The following is a 21,410-nucleotide window of genomic DNA, read 5'->3' as shown; positions in this document are numbered from 1 at the left end:
GCGCCATGAAACCCGTATGGCGCAAGGACTTCGCCGCCTCCCTCGTGGTCTTCCTCGTCGCGCTGCCGCTGTGTGTGGGCGTCGCCGTCGCCTCGGGGGTGCCCGCCGAGCTCGGACTGATCACCGGCATCGTCGGCGGTATCGTGACGGGCCTGCTGCCCGGCAGCAGTCTGCAGGTGAGCGGCCCGGCAGCCGGGCTGACCGTGCTCGTCTACGAGGCCGTGCAGGCGTACGGGCTCGCCACCCTCGGTGTGATCGTCCTGGTCGCGGGCGTGCTCCAGGTGACGCTGGGCGCGCTGCGGCTGGGACGGTGGTTCCGCGCGATCTCCGTGGCGGTGGTGGAGGGCATGCTGGCCGGCATCGGCCTGGTCATCATCGCCGGTCAGCTGTACGCGATGGCCGACCTGCCGGCGCCCGCCGGCGGACTCGGCAAGCTCGCGGGCCTGCCGGGGCTGATCGGGGACGCGACCGGCTCCGCACAGGCGCTGTCGGCGCTCGGCGTCGGGATCGGCACGATCGTGGTCATGGTGCTGTGGCAGCGCCTGCCCGCCAGAGCGCGGGTGGTGCCGGGCGCGCTGGCCGCGGTGCTGCTGGCCACCGCCGCGTCCGCCCTGCTGGGCCTGCCGGTCAACAAGATCGAGGTCACCGGCCTGTTCGGGGCGGTCCAGTTGCCTTCACTCGATGCGTTCGGGCAGCTGGCCGAGGTGGGCGTGCTCGGCACCGTGCTGGCGTTCGCGCTCATCGCCTCCGCTGAGAGCCTGTTCAGCGCGGCGGCGGTGGACCGCCTGCACGACGGGCCGCGTACCGACTATGACAGGGAGCTGATGGCCCAGGGCGTGGGCAACACCGTCTCGGGACTGCTCGGCGCGCTGCCGATGACCGCGGTCATCGTGCGCAGCTCGGCCAACGTGCAGGCGGGCGCCCGGACCAAGGCCTCGCGGGTGCTGCACGGCGTGTGGCTGCTGCTGTTCTCGGCGTTGCTGCCGTTCGCGCTGGCCGCCATCCCGGTCGCCGCGCTCGCCGGAGTGCTCGTCCACGCGGGCTGGAAGCTCCTTCCCGCCAAGCACCTCGCCGTACTGTGGCGAGAGCACCGCGGGGAGGCGGTGATCCTGGTCGTCACGGCGGTGGCGATCGTGGCGGTCAACATGTTCGAGGGCGTGCTCATCGGCCTGGCCTTGTCGATCGTCAAGTCCGCGTGGGAGACCTCGCACACGCAGATCAAGGTCGCCGACGGCGGCGGCGGGCCGATCCGGGTGGCGGTCAGCGGCAACGCGACCTTCCTGCGCCTGCCGAAGATGCTGGAGGCACTGGAGGCGCTGCCCAAGGATCGGCCCATCGAGCTCGACCTCGCCGGGCTGCGCCACCTCGATCACGCCTGCCGTACCGCACTCACCACCTGGGCGGAGCGGCACAACGAGCAGGGCATCGAACCGGTGCGGATCCTCACGCCCGCGTGACACCCGGCTGTCGCCGCCGCACGCTCGTGTGCGGCGGCGACAGCTCACGACTGAGGCGTGTCAGTGGCCGCGTGGCAGTCCCCGATCTCCGTCTCGTCGGGCCGGATGCCGTGGTGGGTGGGGCCGTGGGGGTCGGCGCAGTGCTGCAGGATGTCGTTCACGATGTGGCCGTCGGGCGCGGCGTGGTCGACCTGCAAGGTGGTGTGGGTGATGCCGTACCCCTCGTGCAGCAGCTCCTCGACGGCCAGGCGCGCGGCGTGGCAGTCGGCGCCGGGCGCGACCAGCACGTGTGCCGACAGAGCGGCGTATCCGGAGGTGACCTCCCAGATGTGCAGGTCGTGCACCTCGACCACGGTGTCCAGGGCGGCGATCCGGCCACCGACCTCGGCGGGGTTCACCCCCGCCGGGGCGGCCTCCATGAACACCCGGCCGGCGTCGCGGACCAGCGCCCAGCCGGCTTTGAGCATCAGCGCCGCGACGACGAGCGCGGCGACGGCGTCGGCGCGGGTCCAGCCGGTCAGCCAGACCACCAGGCCGGCCAGCGTGGTGGCGATGAAGGCGTACAGGTCGTTGAGTATGTGCTGGAAGGCGCCCTCGACGTTGAGGCTTGAGCGGTTGGCCTTGGACAGCAGCCAGGTGGCGGCCACGTTGACGGCGATGCCGGCCAGCCCGGTGACCACCACGTACAGGCCCTCGACCTCGGGTGGCTCGATCAGGCGGCGGATGCCCTCATAGCTGAAGTAGACCGCGAGCAGCAGCAGGGTGATGCCGTTGGCCTGGGCGGAGATGATCTCCGCGCGCTTGAGCCCGTAGGTGAAGCCACCGCGCGGCGGGCGGGCCGCGATGCGCATCGCGACCAGCGCCAGCACGATCGCTATCGCGTCGGTGAGCATATGGCCGGCATCGGAGATCAGCGCCAGCGACCCCGCGATCAGGCCGACCACTACCTCGATGGCCATGAAACCGACGATCAGGGCGAGCGCGCCGCTGAGGTAGCGCCGGTCCGCCTGCGCGCTGACGCCGTGCCCGTGTCCGTGACCATGCCCATGGTCGTCACCGCGCGTGTGGCTCTGGTCGTGCCCGTGTTGATCAGACATGCACTGAGCTCCTTCAACGGCTGGAGGTACGCAAGCAGTGCCCCCTTGCGGGCCTTCGCTCCCTCATCACGATATCTGTGTGAGTGTTCATATGTGCATATGATCGCGATCGAGGCGCGCTTGGTCAAGGCCCTTGCCGGCAACCGTGCGACGTGCCGGCTCCTGCCTCTTCAGGCGGCCCGCAGCAGCGCGGCCAGATCCTCGGGGATGGGCATGGGCTGGGTCAGGCCGACGGTGGCGCGCCCGGTGTTGCCCTCGGGGTAGCGGCCCAGGGCGGAGCCCGGTGCGGCCACAATGATCCGGACGACCTGGCCGATCGCCTCGCGCCGGTCGCGCTGGGCGACGGCCAGGGCGAACATGGCGATGTGGTTGCGGGTGTGCGGCCAGGGCCAGGGCTGGGAGATGATGTGGGCCCGCTCCAGATGTCGCCAGCGGGCATCGGCGTCGACGGTGGCACGGGCGGCGCGCATCTCGCCGCGGTAGGCGGCCCGTACGCGGGCGGGCATCGGGCGGCCGATCATCGGGAGTCCTCCTGATCGGGAGAGCAGCATCCGTCCGCGCAACCGTCACGCTCGGCGGATGGGGAGACCGATGCGGCGGGGACGGCGCAGCAGGCATCGCCGCGCCAGGCTTCGCGACCTTCCTTGACTGCGACGGCGGCGATGACCAGCGCGGCGATCGGGTCGGCCCAGGACCAGCCGAACAGGCTGTTGAGCGCCAGCCCGACCAGCAGCACCGCCGACAGGTACGTGCACAGCAACGTCTGCTTGGAGTCGGCGACAGCCGAGGCCGAGCCGAGCTCACGGCCTGCGCGGCGCTGGGCGGACGACAGGAACGGCATGACCACCAGCGAGAGCGCGGCCAGGACCAGACCGGGGGTGGAGTGCTCGGCCTCCCCCGCTCCGAGCAGGGCGCGTACGGCGTCGAAGGTGACGTACGCGGCCAGCGCGAAGAAGGACAGGGCGATGACGCGCAGCGCGGCCTTCTCGCGGCGTTCGTGGTCGGTGGTGGAGAACTGCCAGGCCACCGCGGCGGCGGAGGCGACCTCGACGATCGAGTCGAGGCCGAAGCCGATCAGCGCCGAGGAGGAGGCGAGGGTGCCGGCGGTGAGGGCGACGACGGCTTCGATCACGTTGTAGGTGATGGTCGCGGCGACCAGCAGGCGGATGCGGCGCTGCAGCGCGGTGCGGCGGGCCGGTGCCGGGCCCAGGTTCAGCGCGGTCATGACACCGCCTCTCCCACGAGCCCTGTCCGGCCGGAGCCGGGGCAGAGAGTGACCGCGTGGCCGGTGGCGGCCAGCAACTGCTCGGCGGAGGCGAGCAGGTCCATCAGCTCCGGGCGGGTCAAGGAGTAGAACGACTGACGCCCTTGGGCCCGGTAGTCGACCAGGTGGCAGTCGCGCAGGCAGGCCAGATGCTTGGACACGGTGGACTGGGCCAGCCCGAGCTCGGCGGTCAGGTCCACCACCCGCGCCTCTCCCCTGGCCAGGCGCTGCACGATGCGCAGCCGGGTCTCGTCGGCCAGAGAGTGGAACAGTGCCGCCGCCGGAGAGAACCCGGCGGCGATGTCGGCGCTCACACAACGGCCACCGTTGCTATCAATCGTCATGTGGCGATGATAGCCCGATCCTGGCATGTCATCACAGTAGCTGGGCGCGATTCGGGCCTTCCCGAGGTTGATATGTCGTTCTACGTTCTCGTACGCCGCCCATTCGGGGAGAATGCACCAATTCGCGCAAGCCAGAGGAGCCTGTATGCGCATCACTTCGCGCCAAGGTGTGTTCCGCGTCCTTACCGTGGCCGCGGCACTCGCCTTACCCCTCACGCTCGTCCCCGCCGCGGCATACGCGGACCCGGCACCGAACCCGGCCCAGAAGAAGCTGATCGACTCCATCACCGCGCCTGCCGTCAAGAAGCACCTGCAGGCCCTGCAGTCGATCGCCGACGCCAACGACGGCATCCGGGCAGCGGGCACCAGCGGGCACGCGGCCTCCCGCGACTATGTCGTCGGCAAGCTGAAGAAAGCGGGCTACACGGTCACCGTGCAGCCGTTCAAGTTCGCCTATTTCGAGGAACTGTCCACCGCGTCCATGGAGCGGGTCTCGCCCAACCCGCGGACCTTCACCCCGACCCCGCCGGACGGCTCATCCGTCGGAGAGTTCGCCACCATGAGCTACTCCGGCTCGGGCAATGTCACCGCGACCCTGCAGAACGTCGACCTCACCCTGCCACCGGGCCCGACACCGAGCAGCTCGAGCTCCGGCTGCGAGGCCTCGGACTTCGCCGGCTTCACCCCGGGCAACATCGCCCTGCTGCAGCGCGGCACCTGCAACTTCGTCGTCAAGGCACAGAACGCCCAGGCCGCGGGAGCCGTCGCCGCGATCATCTTCAACGAAGGCCAGCCCGGCCGGACCGAAACCCTGCGCGGCAACCTCGGCGAGCCCGTCTCGATCCCCGTCGTGGGCGCCAGCTTCGCCGTCGGCGAGGAACTGGCCGCGGCCACGACCGTCGTCCATCTCAAGACCGACACCGTCAGCGAGTTCCGTACCACCTACAACGTGATCGCCGACTCCAAGTGGGGCGACCCGAACAAGGTCGTCATGGCCGGCGCCCATCTCGACTCCGTGACCGCGGGACCGGGCATCAACGACAACGGCTCGGGCAGCGCCGCCACGCTCGCGGTGGCCGAGGCACTCGGCAAGATCCCCACCAAGAACAGGCTCCGCTTCGCCTGGTGGAGCGCCGAGGAACTGGGCCTGCTCGGCTCGGACTTCTACGTGGCGTCCCTGCCGGCCGCCGAAGCCGCGAAGATCAAGCTGTACCTCAACTACGACATGGTCGCCTCGCCCAACTACGCCTTCAAGATCTACGACGGTGACGACTCCGACGCCACCGGCGCTCCCGCCGGTCCGCCAGGATCCGACGAGATCGAGAAGCTCTTCGAGAAGTACTTCGACGCCCTGCGCCAGGGCCACAACGGCACCGACTTCGACGGCCGCTCCGACTACGGGCCGTTCATCGCCGTCGGCATCCCCGCGGGCGGGCTGTTCACCGGAGCCGAAGGCGTCAAGACCGCCGAAGAGGCCGCGCTGTTCGGCGGCACCGCCGGCCAGCCCTACGACTCCTGCTACCACCAGGCCTGCGACACCATCGCCAACATCAACGACAAGGCACTCGCGCTGAACACCGGCGCCATCGCCACGGCCGCCGTGGTCTACGCCTTCAGCTCCGACCTGCCCGGACCCGACACGCGCGCAGCGGCCGCCACCCGGCGCGCCGCCGCCGGCACCGGAGCCGACATCCACGGCCGAGCCAAGAACTGAACGATCGGGAGATGTGCCCGGTGTGCGCCCCGCTTCGGCGGGCGCACACCGGCCGCCCCCTTTACAAAGTAGATTCGCAGCGGGGGCACGCCCTCCCTGCTATTACGATCGTTATATGGCAAGTTCACGGGACCGGATCGTCATGGGGGCGGCCGATCTGATCCGGCGGCGGGGGCTGGCCGGCAGCACCGTCCGCGACCTGGCCGCGCACTCCGGGGCTCCGCTGGGCTCGACCTACCACTACTTCCCCCGCGGCAAGCAGCAACTGGCCGCCGAGGCCGTACAGCATGCCGGTGACCTCGTGTCCACGGCACTGGCGCGCGAGCTGGCGGCGGGTCCTGTGGCCGGGTTGCGGGCATTCCTGGCCTTGTGGCGGCAGACGGTGCTCGACAGCGGCTTCCGCGCGGGCTGCCCGGTGCTGGCCGTGGCGGTCGAGGAGCCGCCCGCCGAGGGCGAGGCCGAGGCGATCGCCGCCGCTGCCGCCGTCTTCGCCGCCTGGGAGAGGCTGCTGGCCGAGGCGCTGCGCGAACACGGTGTCGCGGACGCCGGCCCGTTGGCCACCCTGATCGTCGCCTCGGTGGAGGGCACGGTGGCCATGTGCCGGGCCAAGCGCGACATCCAGCCGCTGGACGACGTCGCGGCCCAGCTAGAGCAGCTTCTTACGGATCGCCTCGGCTCGCTCGGCTGAGAAGACGCCGCTGTCGAGCAGGTCCAGGATCGACAGCACGCCGCCCCTTGAGCCCCAGCTGCCCTCCTCGATCACCCGGAAGTTCACCCACCACCCCGGCGGCGCCTGTTCCAGTCCGCACGCCTCGGCCATCGCCGCCAGAACCCGCGTGATCACCTCCGCGCGGACGTCCGGGGTCCAGTCGGCCTCCATGACGGCCACGTCGACGTGCATGGCGTCGGCTCCCGAGTCGCTGAGCAGGACGCCGCCGATGGCCATCATGTCCGGCGGGGGCTCGACGAAGTGCACCTGGAAGCCCACCCGGGCGGCCTCGACGAACCGGCCGATCTCGGGCACCAGGACAGCGTCCGTGAGCGTGCGGGCCAGCCTGCGGCGTTGCTCGCCGGTGAGCCGTCCGGCGGGTGCGGTAACGGTGATGACAGTCATCGATCTGCTCCTTCTATGACGCTCGTCATAGCCGTACTATAACGAGCGTCATAGAGGGCTCTACGCCGACGTCAGGGGCTGGAGCAGCCGATCCCGGTGGGCGCGGTGGCACCGTTCCCGGTGGCGACGTATCCGAACGTCGTGGTGCCGCCGGCCGCGAGCGCGCCGTTGTAAGAGGCGTTGTGAACGCTGACCGCACCACTGGCGCCGGTGGCGACGCCGCCCCACAGGTTGGTGACGGCCTGCCCTGAGGCCAGGGTCATGCCCACGGTCCACCCGTTCAGCGACGCCGACTGGTCGTTGCGTACGGTCACCTCCGCCTGGAAGCCGCCGCTCCAGGTGTTGACCGTCCGGTAGGTCGCGCTACAGGCGCCGCCCTGCCCCGGAGGCGTCGGCGTCGGCGTGGGGGTGGGCGTGGGGGTCGTCCCCTCCAGGCTGCCGGGAACCGAGCGGAGCGCGTTGTACCAGACGTTCGCCATCTTGCTGTAGCCGCCGGCGTTGGGGTGGACGCCGTCCGCCAGGTCCGCGGTGGTCAGGGCGCTGTACATGTCGACCAGGTGGACGTGGCGGCCGGCCGCGGCCCTGGTCTGGACGATGCCGGGGATCGCCGCGTTGTAGCTCCTGACGGTCGGGTCCGCGCCGTTGAGAGGGATGATCGTGGCCACGAACACCTCGGCGTCAGGTGCGGTGCCGGTGATGTGGTCGATGAGCGTGCCCAGCCGGGAGGACGCGCCGTTGGGGTTCTGGTACATGTCGTTGGTGCCGATGTGCAGCAGGATCGTGCGCGGCTGGTAGGTGCGCAGCCAGCTCACGATGTTGGCGTCGATCTGGTCGATGCGCCACCCCGAGTGGCCTTCGTGGTCGTGGTCACCCAGGTTCGACGGACCGTTGAACAGGGATCCGACGAAGTCGACCCGGTAGCCGGCGCTCACCAGCTTCTGCCACAGGTCGATGCGGTAACCACCCGGTACGGTGAGCCCGTCGGTGATCGAGTCGCCGAGCGGCATCACCCGCACGCCGCCGTTCGACTCCGCGCCGGCCTGACCCGTGGCGTACACCGTGGCCGCCAGCAGCGCCAGCACGGCGGCCAGGCCGCTCATCAGGCGCGTCATCCTCACCATGGATGTCTCCGTTTCCTTCTCCGCTCTTGCCTGGTCATGAAGGTGGCCATCCTCGAGGGAGGCGGAAATGTCACGCCCGCGGCCCATTGAGGAGGGCTCGAAAGGCTGGTCAGGGGCTGGTGCAGGTGGCGGCCGGGGTGGCCGCGGCGCCGCCTGCGGTGAAGCCGAACGTGGCGGTGGAGCCCGCCGGGATGGAGCCGTTGTACGAGGCGTTGCGCACGGTCACGCTGGAGCCGGACGTGGTCGCCACGCCGTTCCACAGACTGCTGATGCTCTGCCCGCCCGGCCAGGTCCACCGCACGGTCCAGCCGTTGACCGGGGAGCTGCCCGCGCGCACGGTCACCGTCGACTGGAATCCGCCCTGCCAGCTGCTGGTCGTTTCGATCGTCGCCGAGCACGCGCCCGCGTCGGGAGGTGGCGTCGGAGTCGGCGTGGGGGTCGGAGTCGGAGTCGGGGTCGGGGTCGGGGTGGGGTTCGGGCCGGCGCCGTTGAGTGCGGCCAGGACGGCGTCGTAGGCCGGCTTCTTGTTGTAGTTGCCGTCGAACAGCAGTGGAGTGCTGGCGCTGCGCCAGGAGTACTTGTCCGTGACACCCCAGACGGTGATGCCGGTGCAGCGCGAGACCGCCAGGCAAGCCTGGGCGACGCGGCGGTAGGCATCGGCCTGGGCGGATCCGGAGCCGGCGATGTCGAGCTCGGTGATCTGGACGTCCACGCCGAGGGCGGCGAACTGAGCGATGTTCTGCTGGTAATTGCCCGGCACCTGCCCGAAGTGCGACTGCAGGCCGACACAGTCGATCGGCACGCCCCGCGCCTTGAAGTCGCGGATCATGTTGTAGACGCCGCGGGTCTTGGTGGCGTTGGCGTCGTCGATGTTGTAGTCGTTGTAGCACAGCCGGGCGTTCGGGTCGGCCGCGCGCGCCGTGCGGAAGGCCTCCTCGATGAATCCGTTGCCGAGCTTCTGCTGGAAGACCGAGCTGCGCAACGTGCCGACCGCGCCGCCGTCGGCGAAGGCCTCGTTGACCACGTCCCAGGCGTACACCTTGCCCTTGTAGTGGTTCATCAGGGTGGTGATGTGGTTGTTCATCGCCGTACGGACATCGCTCGCCGACGCCAGGTTCTGCACCCAGCCCGCCAGCTGGGAGTGCCACACCAGGGTGTGTCCCCGGATCTTCATGCCTCTGCCCATGGCATGGTTGACGATCTGATCGGCCGCGCCGAAGGTGAACGAGCCGCGGGACGGTTCGGTGGCGTCCCACTTCATCTCGTTCTCGGGCGTGACCGAGTTGAACTCCCTGTCCAGGGTCGTCGCGTACGCCGACTCGCCGAGCCTGCCGGCCGCCACGGCGGCACCGAAGTAGCGGCCGCTCTGGGCGGCCGCGGCGCCAAGGGTGCCGGCGGCGTCGGCGGGAGCCGACATCACCAGCGCCGCCACGACCCCGAGGGCGCCGGCCGCCAACGCCTTGCGCGAACGGTGTAGTGGTCGCCGAGTTCGACCTGCGGATATGACTGTTTCGCCCACGTCCGGGCCTCCCCTGCTGAACCGATGACGGGTATGCGGGGGCGCCGCCGCGTCGAACGTGGTCCGCCGCCGGACCGCATCACAGACGGCGGCACCTGCCGCCCACCACCACCCCGGTAGAAGGAGGCCAGTCGGAAACCCAGTGTGGAAATCGCCACGACAACTGTCAAGATATTCGCCGGCGGTTCTGTCGATCAGCCCCTGGCTGCACGCCGAATTTCCCTGATCAAGAGCCGTTCTCCGCCCCGCAACTTTCGGGAAAGTTGCGTCTCTCCGACCTCCTCGGCTAAATGCTGAAAGTTTCAGCACGGCGCATTGCGCAGCATCAGATTGCTCTTCCGTAGGAGCAGCTCAGGCGCGTTTCCTCAGCGAGAAAGGGCCGAGCGGGGAGGCCGGAGCCTTGACCGGGATTCGCCGTTTCGTATTTGCTCCGCCGTACCACCACCCCTACGCAGAAAGAGGCCGGTCCGCGAATCAGGCGTTAGCGCTAACAGCGGGCTCGGCCGCCCCTCCCGAAGCAGAAAGGACAGCCGTGAAACAGAGGCTGAAAGCCGTTGTCGCGGCCGCTGCCATACCGTTGCTCGCCGCGAGCGTCCTGCTGGGAATCCGGCCCGCCGACGCCGCGTCGCTGACCCAGGTGACCAACTTCGGCACCAATCCCACGAACCTGAACATGTACATCTACGTCCCGGACAAGGTCGCGGCGCAGCCGGCGATGCTGGTCCTGGTCCACTACTGCGGCGGTTCGGCGAGTGGAATCTTCAACTGGAACGGCCACGACTACGTCACCGCGGCCGACCGGTACGGGTACATCATCGTGCTGCCCGAAGCCACCCGGGACGGCCACTGCTTCGACGTGTCCACGGCGGGCGCGCTCAAGCGCAACGGCGGCAGCGACTCGACCGGCATCATGTCGATGGTGGCCTACGCCCGGCAGCGCTACAACGTCGACCCCGCGCGGATCGTGGTCAGCGGCTTCTCCTCCGGCGCGATGATGACCAATGTGCTCGCTGCCGAATACCCGGACGTGTTCGCGGCCGGCGCGGCGTTCTCCGGCGTACCCGCCGGGTGTTTCGCCACCACGAACGGCTCCCTGTGGAACAGCCAGTGCTCCGGCGGGAACCTCATCAAGACCGCGCAGCAGTGGGGCGACCAGGCCCGTTCGATGTATCCGGGATACACGGGCCGCTACCCACGGATGCAGTTGTGGCACGGCACCACGGACACCACCCTCGCCTACCCGAACTTCGGGGAAGAGATCAAACAGTGGACCAACCTGCACGGGTTGAGCCAGACCCCGGCGTTCACCGACCACCCGCAGTCGTCCTGGACCCGGACCAGGTACGGCGACACCGGGACCCGGGCGACCGTCGAGGGAATCAGCGTCAGCGGCGTCGGCCATGACCTGCCGATGAGCGGCATGCTGGCCTACGCCGTCTCCTTCCTCGGCCTCGACGGGAGCACCCCGCCGCCGACCGACCCGCCGCCCGGCGGTGGAACCGGCGCCTGCCGCGTCAGTGACACGATCAGCGCCTGGAACACCGGGCTGACCGAGAACATCACGATCACCAACACCGGTTCCACCGCCATCAGCGCATGGTCCCTGGTCTTCACCCTCCCCAGCGGACAGACGATCACCTCCGGGTGGAGCGCCACGTACACGCCTACCAGTGGCCAGGTCACCGCGAAGAACGTCAGCTACAACGGATCGCTGGCACCGGGCGGCTCCACCACCATCGGGTTCCAGGCCAACCACACCGGCAACACCGCCGCGCCCGCTGCGTTCACCTTGAACGGAGCCGCTTGCACCGTCGCCTGACGAGTTGGTCCAGCCGGTAGGACGGCACCCGCTGCGGCGGATGCCGTCCGCTTGGCCGGGCCTACGAGACCTTCAGCGGGAAGGTGCCGGGACCGACGTTGTCGAGCGTGGTGGTGTTCGCCGCGAGGAACTCGTCCAGGTACGGCGAGCGGTCACCCTGAGTCGGCACGTCGAACCTGGGGTTCAGCACGTTCAGGCTCAGCCGCGCGCCGGAAACCTTGATCGTGTTGCCCGAGGGCACGTCCAGCCAGCCCCAGCCGTCGGTTTCGATGATGGTCCCGAGCTGCACCCCCAGCCGGTGCCCCCGCTGGAAGGTCCAGTCGGTCGACTTCAGGTCGAACGAGATCGGCCCGCCCTTCTCCAGCAGGGCGACGTTCTCGTCGAACATCGTCGCCGTGCCGTCCGGAGCGACGTCCCACAGGCGGACCATCACGTTCCCGCTCGTACTCGCGTTCAGCCTGACCGTCGGCGTGGCGGTGAGCCGGAGGGGCCGGGTCGCGGGCGTGGACCAGGTCCAGAAGCTGTTGGCGGCGGCGTCGCCCCGCTTGGCCACGTTCTTCTCGGCGTCGGACAGCGGCTTCATCGGCGGCGCGTGCTCCATGTCCCAGCGGCCCTCCGGGGCGGCCTTCGCCGAGACGCCGCCGCCGTCGTCGACGTACCGGCCGGCGGAGAGCCGCGCGTCGTACGACGTCGTGGCCACCGGCCAGGTCGGCTGGGCGCGCCAGTGGCCGAGGCTGTCCTCGATGGCGTACGGCGGGTCGATCACCGACGGCCTGGTGCCGAGGAGGTACAGGTCGTAGAAGCGCATCACCTCGTCGAACCAGTCGGCACGACCCATCTGCAGCCGGCCGTTCCCGTCGGTGTCGTTGCCCCGCACGTGCGGCCACTGGCCGAGCCAACCGCGTTCCCGGCCCCGGTGGTTGCCCAGGTACTCGTCCATGTCCTCAGGCTTGGTGTTGGGTTCGATGAGCCCCTGGGTCACGAACAGCGGCGTGGTGGTGCCGGCCGCGTGGGCGGCCAGGTTGCGGGCCCTCCAGTACGCCGACTCCGGATCGGGGTTGTTGTTGTTGGTGAGGTTGTCGCTCAGGCACTGCGGATGGCTCGCCTCGTACGCCGCGTTCGCCTTGTACCGGTCGCTGTCGTCGGCCATCGAAGGCAGCGTCGCGATCGAGTTGTACGCCTCCGGCGTGCCCGTCACGTTGGGCCGCGGGATCTTGTTGCTGAACAGGTAGTTGTACATGTCCCAGACCGGCTCCTGGGCGACGACCGCCTTCAGGCTGGGCAGCTTGAGGTTGTTGCCCACCAGGCCGGTGACGGCGTCGTACGACTTGCCGTACATGCCGACCTTGCCGGTCGACCACGGCTGGCCGGCCGCCCACTCGACGGCAGCCTTGACGTCGGCCTGCTCACCCGGGCCGACCCAGTCCAGGCACCCGGTGCTGCCGCCGAAGCCGCGCAGGTCGACCATCACGAAGGTGTAGCCGCGCGCCATCAGCTTGGCGCCGTCGACGAAGTCCCGGAAGCGCGCCGACGGCCCGACCCGGTCCCACCCCTCGGGCGACGTCTGCCCCACGTGCGCGAAGTAGGGACCCACCGAGACGATCACCGGCGTCTTCGCCTCAGCCGGCAGGTGTGCCGGCCGCAGCACGTCGGCGTGGAGCTCGACACCGCTGCCGTCCGAGGAGGGGAAGTACGCCTCCGTCCACGCGGCGCCCTCGGGAACCCGTGGGTTCTGCTCGTGCGTGACCGGGCCCTCGGCTGCCGCAGCGGGTAAGCCGCCCGCGGCGAGGGTGGCGGTGGCGACCAGTGCACCGACAGCCACGGCCGTCGATGCCTTACCACGAAGATTCATTTACGCTCCCGTGATCAGTGACTGCCACGGGAAGGGTAACGATTTTCGGTGGATTTGTCGCTACTTTACTTTCAGGTGCGGGCCGGGAATCCCCGTTTGGGAATTTCCGATAAAATATTCAGAATTGTACGGTTATTCGATGATCTCGGACAGCGGGCGGCGGATCGAGTCCTTGTCGTCGAAGGTGACGCCCAGCCTCATGATCATCTGCGGATATTCGCCCGAGCAGAGCTGGAGCCGCAGGAACTCGCGGAGCGGCTCCATCTCCAGCGCCTGCGTGTGGAAGGCGGCGCTGACGCCGTACGCCGAGGCCTCGAGCAGCACGTGCTGCAGCGCCTGGCCCGCGTCGATCCAGTCCTGGCGGCTGTCGCCCCGTGTGGTGAGCAGCGCCACGACCCCGACAGCCGTCGCGCCCCGCTGGTCGGCCTCGCTGCCCCAGCCGTGCTGCCAGGCGTACGCGCGCTGCGGGAACTTCGGGTCGGTACGCGCCGCTTCGCGCGGGTAGCCCTGCGCGGGCACCCCGTCCGTACGGCTGCTGTCGGGTGGCCGCGCCCAGCGGATCATCTCCAGGCTGAAGCGGCGATCCTGCGCCTGTACGCCCTGCGCGGCCTGGGTGAGCCCGGCGATCACCCTGATCGCGTCCGGGGAGCGGACGGGCGTCAGCTTGGCGCACTCCTCCATGGCCGCGAGGACCAGCCGCTCGACCACTGCGTCCGGGACGGGCACGTCGGCGAAGCCCGCCCGGTGCGTGCGCCGGCGTTCGATCTCGCCGCCCAGTGCCTTGATGGTTTCGTCCGCTTGCGCTTCGGCGCCCGGGCGGAGCGTGGCCAGCAGCGAGGGGCGGTCCGGGTCGGGGAGAGTACGCACCACCGGCTCGAAGCCCTCGCACCGCATCGCCGTACGCATGGTGAACAGGGCCGCTCCGCAGCTGATCAGCAGCTCACGGCCCGAGACATCGCTCTCGCGCAGCTTCCTGTCCGGGTCGGCCCGCAGGCCGATCTCCTGCTCGGACACCACGAAGGTCCAGGGCTGCGTGTTGTGCACGGACGGCGCCCAGCGCGCGGCCTCCACTGCGGCTTCCAGCGCGTGCTTCGCGGAAACGACGGTCATGACCACCACCTCCACAGCCCAGCGCATCATGCCGAGGGCGGTCCGGTCAGGGCCGAAGGTCCCATGCTGCCAGGGGCATCGGCCCTCCTTACGCACCCTTGTCCGTGTTGCCCCATCGGCTCACGGCGACGCTCTGCACCCTCCCGTCCGCCGCGATGACGTGACGCTGACGCGTCTTGCCTGCTCCTGCGCGGTAGCGGTCGAACCCGTGCACCGGCAGCGAGCCCAGACCGGCGTTCGCGGACCAGACGAATCCCTCCATCGGCAGCAGGATCCGCGCGGCTCGGGACGGCATGCAGGACCTTGGCCTCTGGCGGGGGCTCGGTGGCTGACGTGCGCTGGAGGTGTCGAACTCCACGGGAGGCCTGTCATGAATCTGCCGGTCGCGATCGTCGTCATCTCCGTGATCCTCGCTGCCGTGATCGTCATCACGACTTTCATCGCACGCCCCCGGAAGTAGCGCGCACCACCGCCACCGGGCAGCGGACGTGGTGCAGGACGCTCCGGCTGACCGAGCCGAGCAGCACCGAGCTCAGCGCGCCGCGCCCGTGTGAGCCCACCACCAGCAGGTCCGCTCGTTCGGACGCGTCGGCGAGCGCGTCGACCGGATGCGCGGATTGCACGTCCTCGACCAGCTTCACCTGCGGATAGTCCCTGCCGAAGATCGCCGTCCGGTCGCGGACGACCTGGTGCTGCGCCGTACGTACCTCGTCCATGTCGTAGGAGGCCTCCGGGGCGAAGGCATGCACCGGCAGCTGCCAGGCGTGTACCACCCGCAGCGCGCTCCCCCGGAGCCTCGCCTGCTCGAAGGCGTAGGCCAGCGCGGGCTCGCATTCCGGCGAGTCGTCGACGCCGACCACGACCTCCCCGTACGCCGGCCGATGTTCGGCCCGGACGACCACGACGGGACAGTTCACGTGGCCGGCGACGTGCATGCTGACGGGGCCCAGCAGCGCGCCGGCGAACCCGCCGAGCCCGCGGCTGCCGACCACGACCTCGGTGGCGTCCTTGGCCTGCGCACGCAGGACCTCGGCCGGCGCGCCCTCGAGGTCCTCGGTCATGACCTCGACGGCGGGCCGCCGCTCGCGCACGAGCGCCTCCGCCTCGTTCAGGATCCTCTGTCCCTCTCGCAGCAGCACGTCCGGAAGGATGGCGTTGGGGTATTTGCCGATCTGGTACGGCGAGCGGTCCACGGCGTGCACGATCCGCAGCGGCACCCGCATGCGGAACGCGTCCTGGGCCGCCCACTCCACCGCGGCTCGCGCGGCCACGGAGCCGTCCACGCCTACGATGATCATGATGTCCTCCTTCGTCACCTCCATCGGACCGCGCTCGGCCCGGTCGCAGCAGGGCCGGAGGTCGGTCACGGCAGGGACGAAGGGCCCTGTCTGCTGCGGAAATACGCGGGTAGCTTCATGGGCACCAGCAGCCAAGGAAGGACGCGCCCATGACCGGCAGTGGTGACTTCGGCCGTCGCATCAGCTATCACCGAGACCGGCTCGGTCTCACCGTCGAGCAGGTCGCCGACCGGGCGGACATGTCCACCGGATACATCCAGTACCTGGAGAGCCATCTGGACATGCCCGACATGGGGACGGTGACCCGCCTGGCCGCCGCTCTGGAGACCACGATCCAGGACCTGCTGGGCGGCGGGCGCGATCGCCCGCCCGGCCCCGGTCCTGCCGCGGCCCATCCTGTGCTGGAGGTCCTCGAACCCGAGGAGTGCCTGCGGCTGGTCGAGCCGGGCGGCATCGGCCGGGTGGCGTTCAACGGCCCGGACGGGCCCACCGTGCTGCCCGTGAACTACAAGCTGCACGAGGGCGCCGTCGTCTTCCGTACGGCCCGCGGCGGCCCCATGGACCAGGACCTGCGCACCGGCCTGCAAGGTGTAGAGATCAAGATCGGCTTCCAGGTGGACCGGATCGACGAGGCCCAGCGGGCCGGCTGGAGCGTGCTCATCCAGGGCCCCGCCCACCACGTACCGGAGGACGAGGTGGAGAAGGTGACCCACGCCGACGTCACCCCATGGGCGGGCGGCGAGCGCCAGCTGTACATCCGCATCGTCCCGCACAAGATCACCGGCCGCCGCATCCACGGTCTCTGACCGATCCACGACCCGGCCCACCGGCCGGTGCCGCACGACTGCGCCCGGCGGGCCGGAGCCCGCCGGGCGCTCACGGAGCAGGCGCCTTCATCGCGCCCCTCTTGGCGAGGGCATCCGGGGCAGGACGGGCTCGAGGTGGAACATCCCGGTGACCACTTCACCGGGCGTCTGGGTGGACCGGACACGACCGGCGACGGCCGCCAGCACGTCACGGGCCGTGACCAGGCCGATCAGTCCGCCCGCGTCGACCACCGGCAGGGCGTCGCATCCGGCGTCGAGCATCGCCGCCGCGACCCGGGCCAACGGGGTGTCCGGGCGGATCACCGGCCTGCGCTCGCCTTGCAGCAACGTCCTGACCTGGCGGCTGGACTGCTCCTGCGGCCCGCCCGACCAGGATGCCGCCACCCGCTCGCGCGTCAGGATGCCCAGCACGTGCCGTCCGTCGAGGACCGGCAGGTGATGCACGTCGGCGCGGCGCATCAGCTCCCAGGCCATCAACGGTGACTCGTCCGGCTTGATGGCCACCAGGACCCGGCTCATGACCTGTTCGGCGGTCAGTGTTTCGATGGTCATGACTCCTCCTTCGCGCGTGGCCGCACGACGGCGACCGGGCAGGCCACGTGGTGCAGTACGCCGTGGCTGACGGAGCCGAGCACCGCCGAGGCGAAGCCGCCGAGGCCGCGCGAGCCCACCACGACCAGATCGGCCGTCCCAGCCGCGTCGATCAGTGCTTTGACCGGGTGCTCGCACGGCTGCTCGTCGGTGATGACGAGATCGGGGTTCCTCTCGCGCCAGGGAATGACGCGCTCCCGCGCCGCGCGGGCCTCCTCCCGCATGAGATCCTCGATCAGGCTGCCGTAGGCGACGGCGTACGGCGAGAACGCCGGAAGCTGCCAGGCGGAAACGGCGTGCAACCGGGCCCCACGGGCTCTGGCCTGCTCGACGGCGTAGGCCATCGCGGCCTCGGAACACTCCGAACCGTCGTAGCCGACGACGACCCTGTCGTGCCGCAACGGGCTGGGAGCCCGGACGATGACGACCGGTCCGGCGGCGTGCCCGGCCACGGCCGTGCCGACCGACCCGAGCACCATCCCGGCGAGCCCGCCGAGCCCTCTGCTGCCCAGCACCAGGCTGTCCGCCGACGCCGACTCCGCGACCAGATCGTTGATCACGTCGCCGCTGAGCAGTTCCGTCGTCACCTTGACATCCCTGGTGAGTTCATGGGCTCGAACCGCGGCGGCCTCCAGCGCACCGGCGCAGTACTCGGCGCTCTCGCTGTGCGGCCGCTGCTGGCACACGTGCACGATCCGCAGGGCCAGGCCGCGGCGCTGCGCGTCGGCGGCGGCCCACTCCACGGCCGCGGTCGCCGGCATGGACCCGTCCACACCGACCACGATGTGACCTGCCATCACGCCCTCACTTTCCTCTGTCCTCTCTCACCTCCACTTTCGCGACAGCGCGCTTGTCGCGCCCGGGGACGAAGTCCCGAATCGGGGGTGACGTTGGTCCTCAACCCGAACGGCTGTGGCGTTGGTCACGGAGAGCGCCCTGCCCGCCACCAGCAGCGTGGGGCCAGGTCAGGACAGCAGCTTGGCATAGCAGCGGCTGAGCGGTTCGTGCTCGTAGGGCGGATAGTTGGGGATGATCGTGTAGCCGGCACGGGTGTACAGCGCGATGGCCTCGGGCTGGCGGACACCGGTCTCCAGGCGGATCTCGGGGTGGCCGTGTGCGGTGGCGATGCGTTCGGCCTCGGCCAGCAACCGTCTGGCGACACCGCGGCCGCGGGCCGCAGCGGTCACATACATGCGCTTGAGCTCGGCGGCACCGTCGGGCAAGGGCTGGATGTTCGGCCACCAACCGCCGGATTCTGGGGTCGTCGCTCGCGGCGACGGTGATGGACACGTCGGCGGTTGTCATGAATGCGCGGTTCCTTCCGGGGTTGCCAGGACCAGATCAAGGTGAGTCGCAAGAACGCGGCGCAGGAGCTCGGGCGGGTAGGCGTCGGGATCGGTCACAGCGTTCAGCGCCAGGCCGTCCAGGCAGGCGACCAGACTGTGGACCCGCTCTTCCAGGTCCGCGGGCTCCGGCCGGCCGAGCGCGGCGCGCATGGCGCCGGTGAGGCGGTGGACCCAGGAGGCGTGAGCGGACGCATGCAGGTGCAGCAGCTCGGCGTCGGTGCGGGCGGCGAGCTGGAAGTGCATCCACACGACGGTCTCCAGACGCCGCTCGGCATCCAGCGGCAATGCCTGCTCGCACACCGACCGCAGTGTCTCCCGGGCGGTGCTCTGGGCGGCGAGTACGTCGGCACGGTGGGCCATGCGGTGGTGCATGACAGATCTGGCGTGGGCCATCAGCGCCTTCTTGTCGCGGAAGTAGTGGGTCACCATGCCCGTCGTGCATCCGGCCGCGTCGGCGACCGCCCGCATGGTCAGCCCGTCCATGCCGCGCTCGGCGACAACCCGCCACACGGCCTCGGACATCGCCTGGCGGCGCTCATCCTGATCGACCTGCTTGGGCACTTGCCCCCCCCGGGATACAGAACGCTTGTTACGTAACGAGCGTTATGGTACACCAGCCGCAGGTCAGGACGGTGACGGGCGCCACTGCGGACCCGCCGGTCAGTCGGGTTCCATCTGAGATCTCTGAAAACGCCACGACACCTTCCGCTCAGGCGGGTGGACGGCGGCCAGCGCACGTGCCAGCGTCTCTTGCGGGGAAGCGCTGGTGTCGATCTCGATCGCGCCCGCCCACGGCGGCATGGCCGCGGTCATGGCGGCGCCGACGGTTTCGTCCGCGTCGGAGAGCTCGGGCCGGCGGGTGGCGAGCCGGGCGGAGGCGATCTGAGGCATGACGGTGCACAGGAGCGCGACCATGTCGCTGGAGGTCCGGCCGGCCACCTCCGCGGCCGTCGCACGATGCCCCTCATCGCTCCAGGAGGCGTCCAGCACGACCGGCTCGCCCTGCCGGAGCAGGAGTTCGGCGCGCGCCAGCAGCTCGGCGTAGGTCCGGGCGGTGTGCGCGGGATCGTAGATCCCCTGCCGGTACGGCGCGCTCGCGGACCGCGCCGGATCGAGACCGGCCAGCTCCTTGCGGATGCGGTCACTGCGCAGCAGCGTGTACCCGAGCCGATCGGCCAACGCGCCGCCCAGCGTCGATTTCCCGCTCGCAGGCGGGCCGCCGACGAGAACCAGCGTGACCGCTCCCGCGTGCAGATGGCGGAGCGCGAGCTCGGCCAGCCGCCGCGCCTCCCACCCGGCGTCCATGTCGCCTTGCCGGTGGCGCAGGCAGGCGACCTTGGCGCGGACGAAAGCGCGATACGCGACATAGTGGTGCCACAGCGCCGTCGGCGCCGGATCGCCGCTGAACTCGACGTACCAGCGCAGGAACAGCTCGGCCAGCCGCGGCGCGCCGAGCCACTCCAGGTCCATGGCGAGGAAGGCGGCGTCGTCCAGGCCGTCCACGAAGCGCAGGCGCTCGTCGAACTCCAGGCAGTCGAGAATCCGCGGCCCGTCGTCCAGGCAGAAGATGTCCTCGGCCAGCAGATCGCCGTGGCCGTCGACGATGCGGCCCTCGGCGATGCGCGCATCGAACAGGGACGCTCTGCCGGACAGGAAGCGCAGCGCGAGGCGCTCGATCTCGTCCAGCACGCCGGGCTCGATCGTGGCGCCGGGCAGGCCGCGTACCTGCCGGAAACTGTCCGTCCAGCGCCCGCGCAGCATCTCACGAGTGCCTTCCCGGTCGATCTGCGGGCCGCGCCGGGCCCTGGCGTGCAGCCCGGCGAGCTGCCGCGCCACCGAGCGCACCTGCTCGTCCACGGGCTTGCCCACCCGAACGAGCGTGGCCAGGCGGCGCTCGTCGGGCATGCGGCGCATCACGACGAGATGCTCGCAGACCGTGCCGTCCGGGCCGAGCACGTCGGCCACGCCCTCGTAGACGTCGGGGGCCAGCCTGCGGTTCAGCTCCACCTCACGGCGGCAGGCCACCTGCCTCGCGCGCACCGTGCGGAAGTCGAGGAAGCCGAGGTCGACGGGCTTCTTCAGCTTGTACGCATGCTCGCCGAGCAGGAACACCACCGCGGCATGCGTCTCCTTGATCTCGGTGAACACGGGCCCACCTTCTTGTCAGGCACCGCCCCACACGGTGAGGTCGGTGACGACGTTGCCTCCCGCACCTGGCTGTGGACGTCATGAGGTCCGGGTACCGGCGCGGTCCTCGCGCTCCTCCTTGTCGGTCGCTTTCATCACAGCTCCGGGCGAAGGCAGGGCATAGGGCCGGAAGTCCCGAGTCGTGGCGGCCGTTGGTCAGGGTTGTCCTCGCCTCTCATGCGTCTGACCTGGTCAGTCCCGGTCCTGAGGACTTTGGGAGCCTAGGGGTGGGACCTTCGGCCCTACTGCGGCCTTTGGCGACCGACCAGCATGGAGTGATCCGGTAAGACGGTCTGCGCCCCGTGGCAGCACTCGACTGGAGGCGGAGATGAAGCGGAAGTTTGTCCATCCAGGCGCGTACAGAAGCCCCTTCGAGCTTTTCAAGCAGGCGGTGAACGGCACGGCGAAGGTCACGGTCTGTGGCGAGGTCGACGTCGCGACGGCGCCACCGCTGGAGGACCTGCTTATCGGTACGATGAACGGCCCGAGCTCGACCATCGAGGTCGACCTGGGCGACGTGTCGTTCATGGACGTGTCGGGACTCACAGCGCTCATCCGTGCCGACGACAGGGCCCGGGACGTCGGCGCACACCTGTACCTGTCCCGCGTCCCCGAACGCGTCGCCCGCCTGTTCAGGATCTTCGATCTGGACCACCGATTCTCCATCCTCGCCTGATCACTGGGATGAAACCCTCCATCCCTCCCCCTCCAGGTCCGGGTCAAAGCGCTGACCGCAATAGGGCAAAGCCT

The 21,410-nt window shown here is 69.9% G+C and carries 22 protein-coding genes; 6 read left to right on the top strand and 16 right to left on the bottom strand.

Annotation, left to right across the window (positions count from 1 at the left end):
• Window positions 1–5: 5 nt before the first annotated feature.
• Window positions 6–1,457: a SulP family inorganic anion transporter gene (locus AB0J64_RS28095; protein WP_364032870.1), complete on the top strand. Its 1,452-nt coding sequence runs from the start codon at window positions 6–8 to the stop codon at window positions 1,455–1,457.
• A 44-nt stretch (window positions 1,458–1,501) separates the two neighbouring features.
• Here AB0J64_RS28095 and AB0J64_RS28090 read toward each other — a convergent pair whose 3' ends face one another.
• The 4 genes from AB0J64_RS28090 to AB0J64_RS28075 all read right to left on the bottom strand — a co-directional run bounded on the left by AB0J64_RS28090 (window position 1,502) and on the right by AB0J64_RS28075 (window position 4,162).
• Window positions 1,502–2,554, bottom strand: a complete 1,053-nt coding sequence (locus AB0J64_RS28090; RefSeq protein ID WP_364032867.1) for a cation diffusion facilitator family transporter — start codon at window positions 2,552–2,554, stop codon at window positions 1,502–1,504.
• Window positions 2,555–2,724: 170 nt separating this feature from the next.
• Window positions 2,725–3,075 (bottom strand): DUF3703 domain-containing protein, encoded by a 351-nt coding sequence (locus tag AB0J64_RS28085; protein WP_364032864.1) that lies wholly within the window; start codon window positions 3,073–3,075, stop codon window positions 2,725–2,727.
• On the bottom strand, window positions 3,072–3,779 hold the full coding sequence (locus AB0J64_RS28080) for a cation transporter (RefSeq protein ID WP_364032861.1): 708 nt from the start codon (window positions 3,777–3,779) through the stop codon (window positions 3,072–3,074). The genes AB0J64_RS28085 and AB0J64_RS28080 overlap by 4 nt, the downstream gene beginning before the upstream one ends.
• A complete protein-coding gene (locus tag AB0J64_RS28075; RefSeq protein ID WP_364032858.1) occupies window positions 3,776–4,162 on the bottom strand; it encodes a metalloregulator ArsR/SmtB family transcription factor in 387 nt (128 codons plus the stop codon). Before AB0J64_RS28075 ends, AB0J64_RS28080 begins: the two co-directional genes overlap by 4 nt.
• Before the next feature lie 145 nt (window positions 4,163–4,307).
• Between AB0J64_RS28075 and AB0J64_RS28070 the strand changes: the two genes are divergently transcribed.
• Entirely contained in the window at window positions 4,308–5,876 is a 1,569-nt protein-coding gene (locus AB0J64_RS28070) for a M28 family metallopeptidase (RefSeq protein WP_364032855.1), read from the top strand.
• 115 nt (window positions 5,877–5,991) lie between these two features.
• Window positions 5,992–6,564 carry a helix-turn-helix domain-containing protein gene (locus AB0J64_RS28065; RefSeq protein WP_364032852.1) on the top strand — a complete coding sequence of 191 codons (573 nt, stop codon included), beginning with the start codon at window positions 5,992–5,994 and terminating at the stop codon, window positions 6,562–6,564.
• On the opposite strand, the gene AB0J64_RS28060 is transcribed toward AB0J64_RS28065, so the two are convergent.
• The 3 genes from AB0J64_RS28060 to AB0J64_RS28050 form a co-directional block, all read right to left on the bottom strand.
• Window positions 6,523–6,990 (bottom strand): hypothetical protein, encoded by a 468-nt coding sequence (locus tag AB0J64_RS28060; RefSeq protein WP_364032849.1) that lies wholly within the window; start codon window positions 6,988–6,990, stop codon window positions 6,523–6,525. The genes AB0J64_RS28065 and AB0J64_RS28060 overlap by 42 nt on opposite strands.
• Before the next feature lie 71 nt (window positions 6,991–7,061).
• Entirely contained in the window at window positions 7,062–8,111 is a 1,050-nt protein-coding gene (locus AB0J64_RS28055; RefSeq protein ID WP_364032846.1) for a cellulose binding domain-containing protein, read from the bottom strand.
• A gap of 109 nt (window positions 8,112–8,220) precedes the next feature.
• Window positions 8,221–9,567 carry an endo-1,4-beta-xylanase gene (locus tag AB0J64_RS28050; protein ID WP_364032843.1) on the bottom strand — a complete coding sequence of 449 codons (1,347 nt, stop codon included), beginning with the start codon at window positions 9,565–9,567 and terminating at the stop codon, window positions 8,221–8,223.
• 595 nt (window positions 9,568–10,162) lie between these two features.
• On the opposite strand from AB0J64_RS28050, the gene AB0J64_RS28045 reads away from it, so the two are divergent.
• Entirely contained in the window at window positions 10,163–11,449 is a 1,287-nt protein-coding gene (locus tag AB0J64_RS28045; protein WP_364032840.1) for a PHB depolymerase family esterase, read from the top strand.
• Window positions 11,450–11,510: 61 nt separating this feature from the next.
• Here the strand turns inward: AB0J64_RS28045 and AB0J64_RS28040 are convergent, their stop codons facing one another.
• The 4 genes from AB0J64_RS28040 to AB0J64_RS28025 form a co-directional block, all read right to left on the bottom strand.
• Complete coding sequence (locus AB0J64_RS28040; RefSeq protein ID WP_364032837.1) at window positions 11,511–13,271, bottom strand: CocE/NonD family hydrolase; 1,761 nt, start codon at window positions 13,269–13,271, stop codon at window positions 11,511–11,513.
• Between the two features lie 162 nt (window positions 13,272–13,433).
• A complete protein-coding gene (locus tag AB0J64_RS28035) occupies window positions 13,434–14,411 on the bottom strand; it encodes a nitroreductase family protein (protein WP_364032834.1) in 978 nt (325 codons plus the stop codon).
• Window positions 14,412–14,499: 88 nt separating this feature from the next.
• Entirely contained in the window at window positions 14,500–14,706 is a 207-nt protein-coding gene (locus AB0J64_RS28030) for a hypothetical protein (protein ID WP_364032831.1), read from the bottom strand.
• 142 nt (window positions 14,707–14,848) lie between these two features.
• Window positions 14,849–15,709, bottom strand: a complete 861-nt coding sequence (locus tag AB0J64_RS28025; RefSeq protein ID WP_364032828.1) for a universal stress protein — start codon at window positions 15,707–15,709, stop codon at window positions 14,849–14,851.
• 149 nt (window positions 15,710–15,858) lie between these two features.
• On the opposite strand from AB0J64_RS28025, the gene AB0J64_RS28020 reads away from it, so the two are divergent.
• The gene (locus AB0J64_RS28020) at window positions 15,859–16,515 is read left to right on the top strand and encodes a pyridoxamine 5'-phosphate oxidase family protein (RefSeq protein WP_364032825.1); all 657 of its coding nucleotides are present in this window, start codon (window positions 15,859–15,861) and stop codon (window positions 16,513–16,515) included.
• Between the two features lie 87 nt (window positions 16,516–16,602).
• Here the strand turns inward: AB0J64_RS28020 and AB0J64_RS28015 are convergent, their stop codons facing one another.
• The 5 genes from AB0J64_RS28015 to AB0J64_RS27995 all read right to left on the bottom strand — a co-directional run bounded on the left by AB0J64_RS28015 (window position 16,603) and on the right by AB0J64_RS27995 (window position 20,621).
• Window positions 16,603–17,088, bottom strand: a complete 486-nt coding sequence (locus AB0J64_RS28015; RefSeq protein WP_364032822.1) for a CBS domain-containing protein — start codon at window positions 17,086–17,088, stop codon at window positions 16,603–16,605.
• On the bottom strand, window positions 17,085–17,924 hold the full coding sequence (locus AB0J64_RS28010; protein ID WP_364032819.1) for a universal stress protein: 840 nt from the start codon (window positions 17,922–17,924) through the stop codon (window positions 17,085–17,087). The genes AB0J64_RS28015 and AB0J64_RS28010 overlap by 4 nt, the downstream gene beginning before the upstream one ends.
• Window positions 17,925–18,092: 168 nt before the next feature.
• Window positions 18,093–18,350: a GNAT family N-acetyltransferase gene (locus AB0J64_RS28005; protein ID WP_364032816.1), complete on the bottom strand. Its 258-nt coding sequence runs from the start codon at window positions 18,348–18,350 to the stop codon at window positions 18,093–18,095.
• Window positions 18,351–18,428: 78 nt separating this feature from the next.
• Window positions 18,429–19,034: a TetR/AcrR family transcriptional regulator gene (locus tag AB0J64_RS28000; protein ID WP_364032813.1), complete on the bottom strand. Its 606-nt coding sequence runs from the start codon at window positions 19,032–19,034 to the stop codon at window positions 18,429–18,431.
• Window positions 19,035–19,133: 99 nt separating this feature from the next.
• Window positions 19,134–20,621: an AAA family ATPase gene (locus tag AB0J64_RS27995; protein ID WP_364032810.1), complete on the bottom strand. Its 1,488-nt coding sequence runs from the start codon at window positions 20,619–20,621 to the stop codon at window positions 19,134–19,136.
• Between the two features lie 367 nt (window positions 20,622–20,988).
• On the opposite strand from AB0J64_RS27995, the gene AB0J64_RS27990 reads away from it, so the two are divergent.
• On the top strand, window positions 20,989–21,336 hold the full coding sequence (locus AB0J64_RS27990; protein ID WP_364032807.1) for an STAS domain-containing protein: 348 nt from the start codon (window positions 20,989–20,991) through the stop codon (window positions 21,334–21,336).
• The last annotated feature ends 74 nt before the right edge of the window (window positions 21,337–21,410 follow it).

The sequence above is a fragment of the Nonomuraea sp. NPDC049695 genome (assembly GCF_040674955.1).
GTDB classification, from domain to species: domain Bacteria; phylum Actinomycetota; class Actinomycetes; order Streptosporangiales; family Streptosporangiaceae; genus Nonomuraea; species Nonomuraea helvata.
This window is presented reverse-complemented; position numbering and strand designations above follow the sequence as displayed.

Bases quoted from the DNA above. Each gene is read 5' to 3' on its own strand.
- AB0J64_RS28095 (WP_364032870.1), top strand. From the start codon at position 6: ATGAAACCCGTATGGCGCAAGGACTTCGCCGCCTCCCTCGTGGTCTTC.
- AB0J64_RS28090 (WP_364032867.1), bottom strand. From the start codon at position 2,554: ATGTCTGATCAACACGGGCACGACCAGAGCCACACGCGCGGTGACGAC.
- AB0J64_RS28085 (WP_364032864.1), bottom strand. From the start codon at position 3,075: ATGATCGGCCGCCCGATGCCCGCCCGCGTACGGGCCGCCTACCGCGGC.
- AB0J64_RS28080 (WP_364032861.1), bottom strand. From the start codon at position 3,779: ATGACCGCGCTGAACCTGGGCCCGGCACCGGCCCGCCGCACCGCGCTG.
- AB0J64_RS28075 (WP_364032858.1), bottom strand. From the start codon at position 4,162: ATGACGATTGATAGCAACGGTGGCCGTTGTGTGAGCGCCGACATCGCC.
- AB0J64_RS28070 (WP_364032855.1), top strand. From the start codon at position 4,308: ATGCGCATCACTTCGCGCCAAGGTGTGTTCCGCGTCCTTACCGTGGCC.
- AB0J64_RS28065 (WP_364032852.1), top strand. From the start codon at position 5,992: ATGGCAAGTTCACGGGACCGGATCGTCATGGGGGCGGCCGATCTGATC.
- AB0J64_RS28060 (WP_364032849.1), bottom strand. From the start codon at position 6,990: ATGACTGTCATCACCGTTACCGCACCCGCCGGACGGCTCACCGGCGAG.
- AB0J64_RS28055 (WP_364032846.1), bottom strand. From the start codon at position 8,111: ATGGTGAGGATGACGCGCCTGATGAGCGGCCTGGCCGCCGTGCTGGCG.
- AB0J64_RS28035 (WP_364032834.1), bottom strand. From the start codon at position 14,411: ATGACCGTCGTTTCCGCGAAGCACGCGCTGGAAGCCGCAGTGGAGGCC.
- AB0J64_RS28030 (WP_364032831.1), bottom strand. From the start codon at position 14,706: ATGCCGTCCCGAGCCGCGCGGATCCTGCTGCCGATGGAGGGATTCGTC.
- AB0J64_RS28025 (WP_364032828.1), bottom strand. From the start codon at position 15,709: ATGATCATCGTAGGCGTGGACGGCTCCGTGGCCGCGCGAGCCGCGGTG.
- AB0J64_RS28020 (WP_364032825.1), top strand. From the start codon at position 15,859: ATGACCGGCAGTGGTGACTTCGGCCGTCGCATCAGCTATCACCGAGAC.
- AB0J64_RS28015 (WP_364032822.1), bottom strand. From the start codon at position 17,088: ATGACCATCGAAACACTGACCGCCGAACAGGTCATGAGCCGGGTCCTG.
- AB0J64_RS28010 (WP_364032819.1), bottom strand. From the start codon at position 17,924: ATGGCAGGTCACATCGTGGTCGGTGTGGACGGGTCCATGCCGGCGACC.
- AB0J64_RS27990 (WP_364032807.1), top strand. From the start codon at position 20,989: ATGAAGCGGAAGTTTGTCCATCCAGGCGCGTACAGAAGCCCCTTCGAG.